Annotated in this window: 10 protein-coding genes; all 10 read right to left on the bottom strand. The window is 40.6% G+C overall.

The genetic code is table 11. The features are described from left to right. Positions 1 to 2 precede the first annotated feature (2 nt). The gene (locus BLR42_RS04065) at positions 3 to 692 is read right to left on the bottom strand and encodes an MBL fold metallo-hydrolase (protein ID WP_091866863.1); all 690 of its coding nucleotides are present in this window, start codon (positions 690 to 692) and stop codon (positions 3 to 5) included. Between the two features lie 55 nt (positions 693 to 747). Beyond that, entirely contained in the window at positions 748 to 3027 is a 2280-nt protein-coding gene (locus BLR42_RS04070) for a RelA/SpoT family protein (RefSeq protein ID WP_091866865.1), read from the bottom strand. 20 nt (positions 3028 to 3047) lie between these two features. Then, complete coding sequence (locus tag BLR42_RS04075) at positions 3048 to 3572, bottom strand: adenine phosphoribosyltransferase (RefSeq protein ID WP_091866867.1); 525 nt, start codon at positions 3570 to 3572, stop codon at positions 3048 to 3050. Between the two features lie 193 nt (positions 3573 to 3765). Beyond that, positions 3766 to 5562, bottom strand: coding sequence for an IS1634 family transposase (locus BLR42_RS04080; protein WP_091866869.1), 1797 nt, complete (start codon positions 5560 to 5562; stop codon positions 3766 to 3768). 172 nt (positions 5563 to 5734) lie between these two features. After that, on the bottom strand, positions 5735 to 6811 hold the full coding sequence (locus BLR42_RS04085) for an ICP22 family protein (protein ID WP_091866871.1): 1077 nt from the start codon (positions 6809 to 6811) through the stop codon (positions 5735 to 5737). An 18-nt stretch (positions 6812 to 6829) separates the two neighbouring features. Beyond that, entirely contained in the window at positions 6830 to 8350 is a 1521-nt protein-coding gene (locus BLR42_RS04090; RefSeq protein ID WP_330387272.1) for a sensor histidine kinase, read from the bottom strand. A gap of 44 nt (positions 8351 to 8394) precedes the next feature. Next, positions 8395 to 9069, bottom strand: a complete 675-nt coding sequence (locus BLR42_RS04095; RefSeq protein ID WP_022759873.1) for a response regulator transcription factor — start codon at positions 9067 to 9069, stop codon at positions 8395 to 8397. A 56-nt stretch (positions 9070 to 9125) separates the two neighbouring features. Further along, a complete protein-coding gene (locus BLR42_RS04100) occupies positions 9126 to 9791 on the bottom strand; it encodes a hypothetical protein (protein WP_091866873.1) in 666 nt (221 codons plus the stop codon). Continuing rightward, positions 9781 to 11952 carry a glycogen debranching protein GlgX gene (glgX, locus tag BLR42_RS04105; protein WP_091866875.1) on the bottom strand — a complete coding sequence of 724 codons (2172 nt, stop codon included), beginning with the start codon at positions 11950 to 11952 and terminating at the stop codon, positions 9781 to 9783. Before glgX ends, BLR42_RS04100 begins: the two co-directional genes overlap by 11 nt. Positions 11953 to 12116: 164 nt before the next feature. After that, on the bottom strand, positions 12117 to 13517 hold the full coding sequence (locus tag BLR42_RS04110; RefSeq protein ID WP_022759870.1) for an oxaloacetate decarboxylase subunit alpha: 1401 nt from the start codon (positions 13515 to 13517) through the stop codon (positions 12117 to 12119). Between the last annotated feature and the right edge of the window lie 21 nt (positions 13518 to 13538).

Here is a 13538-nt window from a genome sequence, read left to right on the forward strand (position 1 = left end):
CCTTATAAATACATATTATTCATTTTTTCATAACCTATTGTTGTTGAAGGTCCATGTCCGGGGAACACTTCTGTATCATCCGGAAGCCCCCATAACTTTTCATGACATGAATGGACAAGTGTAGACATAGATCCTCCGGGGAAATCCGTTCTTCCAACAGAGCCTTCAAATAGCGTATCACCGCTAATCAGAATATGGTCTTCTTCAAAATAATAGCAGCAACTGCCTTCTGTATGTCCGGGCGTACCAATAAGTTTAAATCGTAAACCGGCAGCCTCACACTCATCCCCGTCGCATAGATACTTGTCAGGTTTAACAGTTAAATTTTCTCCGAATTGACTGGAAAGATTATAATCAGGATCCTCGCAAAGTCTCTTTTCTTTTTCATAGATAAAAACTTTAGCTCCAGAAAGCTTTCTTAGTTCATCAACACCGCCGATATGGTCAAAATGTGCATGAGTAAGGTAGATAGCATCTACCTTAAATCCATGATTTTTTAACTTTTCGTATATCAGTTTTCCGAGATCAGCCGGATCAAAAAAAACTACCGGCGTAAGATCATTTTCATCTGTAACCGGAGTATTTTCACTATGATCTTTACCATCTTCCTTATAAACAAAATAGCAGTTAGTCTGTACCATTCCAAGGCACATTGATCCAACTGCCGCAGTTCCTATTTCTTTATTTGACATCTTTTTACCTTTCTGAACTCGTACCCCCCATTAGGGGGAGACTTAAGAAATTTGCTTAACCTGTAGTTCTCTCGATATCTATAACGCTGTCAATATTTCTGATCTTATCAACAATCTCACCCAGCTCTTCTCTGCTTGATACCTGGAATGAAGTCTCCATCGTAGCAAGTCCCTGCTTACTTGTCCTGGTATTCATTGAGAGAATATCTACATTCTTCTCAGTGAGAGCTCGGGATACATCAGCAAGAAGTCCTGATCTGTTATTGGCAAATATGTTGATAGTAGCTACATACTTTTCGCCGAGAGCATGGCTTTCCCACTTAGCTTCAATGAGTCTTGTTCTGTCCTCATTCTGCATAGCACGGACATTGATACAATCCTTTCTGTGGATTGATACTCCTCGTCCTCTGGTAACAAATCCTACAATCGGATCTCCCGGAACAGGATTACAGCACTTGGAAAACCTGACAGCAACATCGTGGATTCCCTTAACAATAATGGCACTTCCTGAGCTGCTGACTCTTGGTGTGACACTGGACTCAGCAACAGCCGCAAGAACTTCTTCGTCGTTCATGTTCTGTTTGTGATCCTTCTCATACAGCTCGAGGATCTTATTAACAACCTGACCTTCCTTAAGACCACCATGTCCGATAGCAGCCATTACAGCATCCCAGCTGTGGAAACCGTACTTTCTCACTATAAGATTCTGGTACTCAGGCTTCATAACATTGTAAATATCAATACCTTTGGATTTACAATATTCAACAAGAAGTTCCTTACCCTTATTGATATTCTCTTCTTTAAACTCGTGTCTGAACCACTGATTTATTTTATTTTTTGTCGAAGTACTGCCGACAATACTGAGCCAGTCTCTGCTTGGTCCTTTGGAATTCTGGCTGGTAAGGATCTCGATTCTGTCACCATTTTGAATTCTGTAATCAATAGGAACCAGTTTACCATTTACTTTGGCTCCGATCATCTTATTACCGACAGCGCTGTGAATGCTGTAGGCAAAATCAATTGGAGTTGAACCTGCAGGAAGATTCTTTACTTCACCATTCGGCGTGAAGCAATATACATCCTCTGAAAACAGGTTTAGATCACTCTTTAAGAGGTTCATGAACTCCTGATTATCTGACATGTCCTGTTGCCACTCAAGAATCTGGCGAAGCCAGGTGAGCTTCTCTTCTTCCTGGCCCTCAACATGTTTTCCGTCAGAAGCCTCTTTATATTTCCAATGTGCAGCGATACCGTATTCAGCGGCACGATGCATTTCATATGTTCTGATCTGAATCTCGAAGGGCTGACCGGTAGCGCCAATAAGTGTCGTATGCAATGACTGATACATATTGGGCTTAGGCATGGCGATATAATCCTTGAATCTTCCCGGAATTGGTTTATACATCTCGTGGATAACACCAAGTGCCGCATAACAATCCTTAACGGAACCAACTATAATCCTTACAGCGAAAAGATCGTAGAGCTGTTCCAACGATTTGCCCTGATTATGCATCTTTTTATATATACTGAAAAAGTGCTTAACTCTTCCGTTTACTTCTCCTGGAATTCCTGCGTCGGCAATGTGCTGTCTAACCTCAGCACAGATTTCATCTACATATTTTTCTCTCTCAATTTTCCTTTGAGCAACACGTTTTACGAGATCGTAGTAGATGTCAGGTTCAAGATATTTTAATGAAAGATCATCCAGTTCAATCTTAATCTTACTTATGCCGAGTCTTCCGGCAATAGGGCTGTAAATATCCAGCGTCTCCTGGGCAATCCTTTGCTGCTTAACTTCCGGCATATGCTTTAAAGTACGCATGTTATGAAGTCTGTCTGCAAGCTTAATAAGGATTACACGGATATCCTTTGCCATAGCTAGGAACATTTTTCTGAGATTTTGAGCCTGAAGCTCCATCTGATCCGGAGTCTTTGTCGCATAGTCACCGGAAAGTTCCAATCCCTGCAACTTAGTAACGCCGTCAACAAGAAGCGCAACATCGGCGCCAAACTGCTCCTCAACCTGTTCCTTGGTATAAATGGTATCCTCTACGACATCATGAAGAAGACCTGCCGCAATTGTCTCCTTATCCATTTCGAGATCGGCAAGGATAATTGATACGCATAGAGGATGAATAATATAAGGCTCACCCGACTTGCGTCGCTGCTCCTTATGAGCCTCAAACGCTGCCTGATAAGCCTTCTCAATCAAAGTTATATCATCGGATGGATGATATCTGCGGACACGGGAAATAAGCCCTTTATAGAGGGCTTCGGGAGACTGAAATTCGTCTATCGCTTCAATTTTGCCATCATCAAATTCTGTCTGTCCCATATTTACATCCCATTAAAAAATTATTTACCTTCATATGCAAGTGCAGAATAGAGCTTGTAATCTCCAAGAGCTTCTCTTCCATTAAGCCCCTTGAGTTCCAACAATACAAGAACGCCGGCAACTTCACCGCCAAGTCTTTCGATCATTTTGATCATAGCCTTAACAGTACCGCCTGTTGCAATAAGGTCATCAACAATAATAACCTTCTGTCCGGGTTTGATAGCATCCTTATGTATCTCAAGTGTTGCTGTGCCATACTCAAGCTCATAATCCTCAGAAATTGTCTCGCAAGGAAGCTTACCCTTTTTGCGAATCATGACAAATCCTTTTTTAAGATTATATGCAATAGCTGTTCCAAAAATAAATCCTCTGGACTCAGCACCTACAACTACATCAAAATCAAGATCCTTTACAAGATCCTGCATCTCATTTATTGCAAGCTGAAGTCCGTCAGGATCCTGAATTACTGTGGTAATATCGCGAAACATAATTCCCGGTTCCGGAAAATCAGGTATAGTTCTAACATAATCATTTAACTGTTTCATATTTTCACCTCATCGTAATGAAAATTATAAATTATTATAACTAAATAAGTATATCACGAAATATGGGGTAATGAAGAAAAATTTATTCAATATTCATAAAATTTTAAGCTCTGTTTTGTATAAAAAGAACCCCCAAATATCAGAATCTAATATTTTCATGAATTTTGCATCTTTTATACTAAAAAGTCCTGTATCACACATCCCGTTCCGATAATGGCTTGCGGGGGCGGCCACGTCGCTTTACAGGCTTCCGCTTAGATGTGTAGTACGGGCTGCAGCCATCAGGTATCGCTACATCAAATGCCTTGCATATATTAACCTGTGCTCCAACAAATGGGGTGATCACTTTGGCTTTGTTCGTATGCTCAACGCATCGGATAGGACGCATCTCGTCAAGTATGTCAAGCGAAGACTCAAAGAGCTGCTTGAGCTCAGTAGTCCGCCATATATAGCGAATGTATGATGTCAGCATAAGGGATATGAACAGTATGAATAATCTTCCTGTTTTGCCTTCTTCTGAACTGTTTTGCTGTTTATCAAAATGAAGCTGGCTCTTCATCTGTTGGAAGTACTTTTCTTGCTCATCCCTAAGGCGATACTGCTTGTAGGTTTCAACAGCATCCATATCCACACCCATAGTGGTTATGGCAAAAAAGCCTGATATACGGCGGGCTTTTGCCACCTTCTTATCATTAGGGATGTAAGAAGTGATCAGTCTTGTCGACGGATCATACTTTATCTTGAAATAACGAAAATGTCGCTTTAGAAAAGCGTCATCTTCGCAAGGAACTGAATTGGTTATTCGTTCCAGGATTTCTTCTTTTTGCAGTTTGATCTCAGAGTCCAGGTATACCAGTTCTGAACTCCTGCGAACAGGGTCAAGGTACAAATTGATTTTAAGCACTGCCTTTTTAACACTCTTGCCCTTGCTTTTTACATCGTAGCTATAATCATACTGCTTATAGTATATCTGCAGCTCAGGATCTACTTCCATGTCATCCGGGCGGGTGTTGAACTCCCCGTAGGAGGTGATCTTTTCAAGGACGAACCCATTTCCTACTTCTGAGCAGGCAATGAACGGAAAGCCTTTCAGGATATACAGTTCAAGGTTGCGCAGCGATTCATAACCACGATCAGTCACATATATGACGCCCTTGAACTTGGCATGCTCCATATCTGAAAAGATGATAGGAAGACTTCTCGAATCAGGCATGTTACCCGGAAATGTTCTGTAATATACAGGCATATGACTTGAGAGTGTGTATGCAACCACTTCTTTAGTCTGGGGCAATGGGAGATGATCCTTGTTCTTTCCCCAATGGATATCTGCAAGTTTATCGCCCCAGGCAGAACGTGATGTAGAATCAACTGCAAGGACCTCCTCGTCCTTCAGCCGTGAAGCGCGCAGTTCAAGAAGCTGCATCCTATGATGTTCAGTAATGCTCTGAGTAAGCCTTGTTACATAAGATGGTGTCAAGTCATGGTCGGAAGGACTTTTCACAACACGTTGCCATCTTGGCAGTCTTCTGTATGAGTATTCAGTAATGATCGGGAAATAGGCAAGAGTCAGGATATCATTTACCATTTCCTCATTGCTGTTAAACACGGTCATCAGATCCTTGCGAATGCCAAGCTTATCACTCAGCTGGTCAAGCAGCCAGATATCACCATAGAAGCGATTAAAATCATCCCCGGTGTACGCAGGGCGACCAGGTTTTCTCAAGCCAGAAAGCTGCTCAATAGCTGAAATATCCCAGTCTGCTGGAAATATGAGCTTTTGTCTTTCCTCGGGGCTGGCAAGGATATATGCCTTGCCTGGGATGAAGCGGTTATCTTCGAGGCGTCCCCAATGGACGTATCGATTCTTTTTCTTGCCAGTCACTGGATCAATATATGATGGTTGAGTGCTGGCATAGCAGTAACCATTTGCGTTATGAGTTGAAACCTGATAACCGCTTTCGGGTTTTGGTGGTCTTCCTGTACGAGCCATCTGACACCTCACTTTCTAGTATAAATTATACTAGAAAATCGTAAAAACATCAACCAAAAAGGTGGCTCAACCCCGCTATTTTATGCGTCTTTTAGCTTCTCGACGAATTATTAGTATAAAACACTGCAAAATTCATGATATTTTGGGGCTCTTTTTCTTTTATATTATAAAATTATTCAAGATTAAACTGAATTGTCTCCGTCCCCATATCACCAATGAGTCCGATAGATTCAACATTTTTAAGCTTTGAAGCATCCATCTGCTTTATAAGTACCATACTGAGCTTAGCGCCGGAAGGAATTGTTCCCTTGTAGGAACTAAGATCATTATCAAGCATAGTAACATTGGTATATCCGACATTTGTACCATTCAAAATGACCTGGAAATGGGGATTTGCTTTTTCCATATCCACGGAAACATCCATACCGCTCGTATTTGCAAGTCTAAAATTGAGAATAAGAAGTTTCTTACCCTGTGTAGCATTTATAACAAAAATATCATCATTATCAGGATAAGTACCCGCTACACTATAGCCTGAATAGGTAAGGAAAATTCCCTTTGACAGTTCCTGTCTCATACCATCAACAGTCTTATCGGCTTCTGTGGAAGGAGCATCATTTTCGCTACTTTGCTCAGTTGTAATTTCGGTATTACTACTATCTTCAGGCAAAGGTTCCGCGATATCCTGAGTATCTTCCTCCGGCTTTGTTTCTGTTTCAAGTCCGGCGTTTTCTATTCCCTCATCAAGATCATCTCCGAACTTTTCAAGGAGAGAGTCAATATCATCTTTATTTTCCGTGTTACCGACATCAGTTTCGGGAGCAGTATCATTATTTAATGGTTCACCCTCATCATCTCCCTCGGGATTTTGCAATGGTTCATCAGTCTGCACAAGCTCAGTCTCAGTCTGACTTTCATCTACTGTCAGTGCCTCTCCGGAATCATCATTACCTTCTTCCTCTTCCGGAGTCTCGAGCATATTGGCTATTTTTTTGGCATTCTCAGCATCTCGCGCTGCCTTTTTAGCTTCTCTGTCCTCTTTTTGCATTTGCTTTTCGAGTTCAAGAGAGCTTAATGATGAAAGCTTTTCAACTCCGTTATTGGAGTTTTTCATCAAAACACTAACTGCATACTGAACAATCTGATCATGTTCCTCATCAGTCATTTCGGGAAATCCAGAACCGCACCCCGTAAGAAACATTCCCATTATGCAACCGGCTATTAAAGCTTTTAAACCACGTTTTTTCATAAACGCCTCCATAAGGTATTACCTTGTTTCAAGCTCAAACCAGAATTCAACACCATTGTTGTAATTGTTTACACCATACTCCTGATGCATGGATTCCATAATAGCTTTTACAATAGAAAGACCCACACCGCTTCCGCCATACTCGCGGGTTCTGGCCTTATCAACCTTATAAAATTTCTCCCAGATATGATCTATACTATCAGCCGGAATCGGTTCTCCGGTATTGAATACAGAAATCCTTACCTTATCGTCTTTTTGGGTAAGCTTTATTTCGATTATGCAATCACCGCTGATATGATTAAGAGCATTACTGTAATAATTCATCAAAACTTCTTCTGTCTTAAACTCATCAGCCCATACATATATCGGTGGATAATCCGACATTTGTACTGTCGCATTTTTCTGCTTCGTTAATATATCGGCAGATTTAACGTAATTCTTAATAGTTTCGGTGATATCAAAGCGCTCCATCTGCGCTACATCATTACCGAATTCAAGCTGATTAAGAGTAAGAAGCTTTTTGACAAGTACGTCCATCTTGGAAGCTTCATCTCTTATTACCTCGCAGTAGAAAGCCATACTTTCCGGATCATCTGTAATTCCTTCATCAAGTCCCTCCGCATACCCCTGTATAAGAGCAATCGGAGTCTTAAGTTCATGAGATACGTTAGATAAAAATTCTCTTCGCATCTCATCAATTTCTTCCTTGTGAGCAATATCCTGTTTTAATTCGTTATTGGCCGTCTTAAGTTCTTTGATGGTGGCTTCAAGAGTCTCGGATAATTCATTTATGTTATCACCAAGAATATCGATTTCATTTGTATTTTTCTTACCACTCTTTGATTGATACTTCGCCTCAAAATTGAGGTTTTTCATCTCGTCTGAAATTCTTGTAAGCTGAAGAATCGGTTTTGTGATTCTGTTACTCAAATACAAAATACTTATAGAACCTATAACAATTGCTATAAGACCAACATAAAGCATAAATCTGTTGGATATTCCTACACTCTCCCTTATTCCGGCGAGCGCGCTTCGAACCATAACAATGTATCCGGTATCAATTACGCCCCAGATTTCAAGATATTCCGTATTAAGTCTCTTATCCGTCTCTATCTGAATTGTATAGAACTCAGTCTTCTCGATGATTCTCTTTTGCCCTACGACATCTGATGCCATAATGCTGTCACCGATAAGGTTATCCCATAAAATTCGAGCCATATAATCCGCATCGCTCGAGGAAGATTTTAGCATCTGTGAATCCGCATCAAGAACAACCAGCTCAATACCATAAGTATCGTATATGGATTGCAGCTCAATATCATATTCTTCTGTTGCAAAACTGCCATCCGATGATGCCTCATTTATGCTGTTATAAGCTTTCTTTACAACTCCAAGCTGATGAGAAAGATATACTCTCTCAAGAAAGACCTGATTGATAATTATTAGAAAAACTATCATACCGGTCATAACCAGCAGGAATAATATATTAAGCTCTGTCCTTAAGGAAAGTCTGACTTTCCTTTCATTTTCATTTGCCAATTCTTATTTCTCGTTTCTTATTGCTCTTAGAATTCTCAAAATCATCAGACTTCAAATTTGTAGCCCATGCCCCAAATTGTTTTAATAAGGTCGCCCTTATCGCCCATTTTTCCGCGAAGTTTTTTAACATGGGTATCTATAGTTCTGGCATCCCCGAAATAATCATAGTTCCAGACATTATTAAGAATTTTCTCTCTTGATAATGCTATGCCCTTATTTTCAATAAAGAATGTAAGAAGCTCAAATTCCTTAAACGAAAGCTCAATTTCCTTTCCATCAATCGAAACACTATGTGCTGCTTTATTTATCACAATTCCGCCTGCCTCAACAATCTCATCTGCACTTCCTTGTGAAGTTCGTCTCAGTATAGCTTCCACTCTTGCCACAAGAATTTTGGGACTGAAGGGTTTTCCTATATACTCATCAACCCCGAGCTCAAAGCCCTGGAGTTCATCTCTTTCCTCAGTCTTTGCTGTGAGCATAATTATCGGAACCTTAGAATATTCCCTTACTTCCCTGCATACCTGCCAGCCATCCATCTTAGGCATCATGACATCAAGAATAATAAGCGCTATATCTTTTTGTTCATAAAAAATATCCAGCGCTTTCTGTCCGTCTTCAGCCTCTACAACATCAAAATTATTTTTAACAAGAAAGTCTCTTACGAGCTTCCTCATTCTTGCTTCATCATCTACTACTAATATTTTCAGCTTATCCATTTTTTAGCCCTCCGGAAATAATGATATACGCATATTGTGTCCATTTTGTTTCCGTTTTATTCGGATTCATCAATATCTATATCTTTTCCGTAATCTGTATCATCCTGAATTTTAAGATCGCGTTCCTTTATTCTTACTGCTTTTTCTCGTTCTTTTAAAGAATCCTCCCACTCGGCATAGCGGTTGGTAACATTCTGCTTGTAATTGATAATATTGTCGCTTTCAGCTGATAACGCGATAAAAAACATTGCAATAACCATAGCAAGCAAAATGAGGTTCATAACACCCATTACAAAAACTACAGCTTTTACATTCTTTTTCTTTTTGGGCGGTGGCGGTGTGATATACTGACGCGGATGATATTCATCCTTCAAATCAACCTTGGTTATTTTTAAATTGATCGGAATGGGTATCAGATCTTCTTCCTTTACTCCTGCACCAATCAATTTGTCGCGCAATTTTGCAAGGTAATACCACCCAATAGGTGTTGAAAAAATCTTGTTTGTTATAGCTTTCTCATAAACGGCTTCAAGATCTGAAACCTTTGTCGAATGAATCTTTTTCCCGATAATTTCTATCTTCTGTTTATCAAGTTCAGCCTTTTTTACATCCTCAGCAGATAGAAATTCGTAACCATCCACAACAAGATTTTCCGGTTCCTTTTGGGGAACGTCTGCATTCTCCGCTTCGCTTTTTACTTCGTCAACTTTTTCATCTGCCATAGCCTTCTCCATACGCAGCTATAAAAACGCTAACACTTCTTGCCTTTAACCGCCAATTCGGTACCGGCAGCGGCTTAGGTCTATTGTTAAAATATCTCTTATCCTCGGCTGCCGTATCAACAACAAGTGTCCAATAAGCTCCTTCCGGCGGTTCCGGAAGTGTAATCTGTATATCTTCCCAAAATACATTTACAGACATAAGAACTACGTCGTCATGGCCTTTTTTTCTGATAAATCCGGCAAACATAATGCTTATTACTTTTGTATTATCATTTATATCCGTGTGATATGGATGATCCGTAAATACTGAAATATGTGGAAGTCCTGACATTGCCGGCTTCAGATCTTTACGTATACAAGGGTGTTTTCTTCTAAACTGAATCATATCCCTGTAAAAGTCAAAATACTGTCTGTTTTTAGTAAAAAGATCCCAATTAAGCCATGAAACTTCATTATCCTGGCAATATGCATTATTATTTCCAAACTGAGTATTGCCGAATTCATCACCGGCAAGAATCATCGGGGTGCCGCGGCTGCACATAAGTACTGTTATTGCATTTCTCATCATTTTAAAACGAAGGTCATTTATTGCAGGATCATCTGTTTCACCTTCAACTCCGCAGTTCCAGCTTCTGTTATCATTGGCACCGTCAGAATTATTCCAGCCGTTCGCTTCGTTATGCTTTTCGTTGTAAGCAAACATGTCATATAAAGTAAATCCATCATGACAGGTTATGAAGTTTACAGAAGAATCATATCCCGCATAATTTCTGCCATACATATCCATAGAGCCTGTTATTCTGCAAACAGCCTCCGGAGCAGCCCAATATTCACCTTTAAGGAATGATCTGATACTGTCCCTGTATCTTCCATTCCACTCAGCCCATCTGCCCCAGGAAGGGAACGAACCAACCTGGTACATACCTCCTGCATCCCAGGCCTCGGCTATAAGCTTTACGTCACCGAGAATCGGATCGAATGCAAGGCGCTGCAAAAGCGGAGGCGCCTCCATAGGTGCTCCGTTTTGATCTCTTCCAAGAATACTTGCAAGGTCAAATCTAAAACCATCAACCTTGTATTCCTCGACCCAATAATGCAGGCACTCAACTATCATCTGCTGTACCATAGGGTGATTACAGTTCAAGGTATTTCCGCATCCACTGAAATTATAATAATCACCGTCGGGAGTAAGCATGTAATAAATATTATTGTCAAATCCTTTAAAGGAAATGAATGGACCGTTCTTATTGCCCTCTGCCGTATGGTTGAAAACAACATCAAGAATTACTTCAATGCCGTTTTCCTTAAGGAGCTTTATCATCTCCCTTAATTCAAAGCCTTCCTTGTTATATTCCTCTGTCGAAGCATAGCTTGTGTTGGGAGCAAAAAAACTTACGGTATTATATCCCCAGTAATCAAGCAAAGTCCTTCCATTTACAACTCTCTTATCTCTTGTTTCATCAAATTCAAAAATAGGCATAAGTTCAAGGGCTGTTACCCCAAGTCTTTTCAGGTAATCAACCTTTTCCATGATACCGGCAAATGAACCTCTGCACTTAATGCCCGATGATTCGTCCATGGTGAATCCTCTTACATGCATTTCATATATAATAGAATCACTCATTGGAGTCTTAAGCCAGCTTGTTTCGCCCCAATCAAAGTCATTTCGTACAACTCTTGCTCTGTAAGCTTCCTCAAATTTTATTGTCTGCCCCCACACTCTTTGACCCGCAACAGCTTTTGCATAGGGATCAAGTAGCACGTGGTTATAATCAAACAAAAGTCCCTTTTCTTCATCCCAAGGACCGTCTATTCTGTACGCATATTCCATGTTTTCAACCTGAAGGCCGAAAACAAGCATTGAATGAACTTTTCCTATTCTGTAATTGTCCGGGAAATTAAGAGAAACGAAGGGTCTTTCTTCGCCTCTGTGATAAAGAAGGAGCGTTACTTTAGTAGCTCCGTTTGAGTATACAGTAAAATTAACGCCATCAGGCATAATTGTGGCGCCATTAATATCATAATATCCGGGACGAACCCTGAAACCGTTAATAGTATCAGAAGCTACTAACTGTCTGTTCTCACTGGATTTTCTATTGTCCCTGATATGAACATATCCAAAATTATTCTGTTTTGGTCTTTGTCTTCTAAATTCAGTCATATATAAAATTGTATGAAGCAAAAGCTCCGAACCCCTCATTTTCATAGAATCTAAAAAATCCCAATAAAATACTATCTTAATTTTACCATAAAAAACAAAAAAATGGACAGATATTCGATAATGAATATCTGTCCATTGATACTTTATTAAGTATTATTGGTTGGTCAAGCAGGATATGCACCGTTCTTAGTGTCGGCAGCTGAAAGATCAACCTTCTCCTGCTGTGCAAGACGATATTTGAAGAAATCAGTAGCAACCTGAGGGAACAGAGCATAGGACAAAACGTCCTCATCCTGCTGCTTCCACTGCTTAACATCCTCTTCGAACTTAGGAAGACCGGGAGCAAGCTTATCTGCAGGTCTGCATGTGATAACTTCTCTGTCACCGATGATCTTCTTCTGAACTTCAGGATTGAAAGGCTTGATTGTCTTACCATACTCACCTGCAAGAAGGTCTTTAGTCTGGTCAGTAGCAACCTTATATCTCTCACCCATAAGCACATTCATAACAGCCTGAGTACCAACGATCTGTGAAGAAGGTGTAACAAGCGGAGGCTCACCGAAGTCCTTACGAACCTGAGGAATCTCCTCAAGCACTGTATTGTACTTATCGCTTGCATTCTGCTCTTTAAGCTGGCTAACCATGTTGGAAAGCATACCGCCGGGAACCTGATACATAAGAGTCTTAATGTTTACACCGAGAACCTTAGCATCCATAAGTCCGCTCTGGAGGCACTCTTCTCTGTAAGGTCTGAAGTAATCAGCAACCTCAGCAAGAAGCTTCTGATCAAGACCTGTGTCGAATTCCTGACCCTTGAAGGCCTCAACCATAACCTCTGTTGCAGGCTGTGATGTACCAAGTGCGAAAGGTGAAATAGCGCAGTCGATGATATCAACTCCTGCCTCTGCAGCCTTCATATATGTCATACTTGCAACACCGGAAGTGTAATGAGTATGAAGATCGATAGGAAGGCTTGTAGCGCTCTTGAGAGCCTTAACAAGCTTCTCTGCCTCGTAAGGAAGAAGAAGTCCTGCCATATCCTTGATACAGATGGAATCTGCACCCATTGACTCGATTTCTTTAGCGATGTTCATCCAGTACTCTTCTGTATAAGCATCACCAAGTGTATAAGCAAGAGCGATCTGAGCGTGGCCGCCCTCTTTCTTTGTAGCCTTAACTGATGTCTCAAGGTTACGAAGGTCATTCAGACAGTCAAAAATACGGATAATATCAATACCGTTAGCGATTGACTTCTGTACGAAATATTCAACTACGTCATCAGGATAATGCTTGTAACCAAGGATATTCTGACCACGAAGAAGCATCTGAAGCTTTGTGTTCTTGAAACCATCTCTGAGTTTACGAAGTCTCTCCCACGGATCCTCTTTAAGGAATCTCATGGAAGCATCAAATGTTGCGCCTCCCCAGCACTCAACTGAGTTATAACCAATCTTATCCATCGTAGGGATAATGGGAAGCATAAGCTCTGTAGGCATTCTGGTTGCAATCAGTGACTGATGTGCATCACGCAGAACTGTCTCTGTAATCTTAATTGGCTTTGCCATAATTAGTTCTCCTTTTCCGAA

It is taken from the genome of Butyrivibrio sp. INlla16 (assembly GCF_900104155.1).
Lineage (GTDB): Bacteria > Bacillota > Clostridia > Lachnospirales > Lachnospiraceae > Butyrivibrio.

Coding starts and splice junctions, on each gene's coding strand:
- BLR42_RS04095 (WP_022759873.1), bottom strand. CDS start 9,069: ATGGATAAGCTGAAAATATTAGTAGTAGATGATGAAGCAAGAATGAGG.
- BLR42_RS04100 (WP_091866873.1), bottom strand. CDS start 9,791: ATGGCAGATGAAAAAGTTGACGAAGTAAAAAGCGAAGCGGAGAATGCA.
- BLR42_RS04065 (WP_091866863.1), bottom strand. CDS start 692: ATGTCAAATAAAGAAATAGGAACTGCGGCAGTTGGATCAATGTGCCTT.
- BLR42_RS04075 (WP_091866867.1), bottom strand. CDS start 3,572: ATGAAACAGTTAAATGATTATGTTAGAACTATACCTGATTTTCCGGAA.
- BLR42_RS04080 (WP_091866869.1), bottom strand. CDS start 5,562: ATGGCTCGTACAGGAAGACCACCAAAACCCGAAAGCGGTTATCAGGTT.
- BLR42_RS04070 (WP_091866865.1), bottom strand. CDS start 3,027: ATGGGACAGACAGAATTTGATGATGGCAAAATTGAAGCGATAGACGAA.
- BLR42_RS04110 (WP_022759870.1), bottom strand. CDS start 13,517: ATGGCAAAGCCAATTAAGATTACAGAGACAGTTCTGCGTGATGCACAT.
- BLR42_RS04085 (WP_091866871.1), bottom strand. CDS start 6,811: ATGAAAAAACGTGGTTTAAAAGCTTTAATAGCCGGTTGCATAATGGGA.
- glgX (WP_091866875.1), bottom strand. CDS start 11,952: ATGACTGAATTTAGAAGACAAAGACCAAAACAGAATAATTTTGGATAT.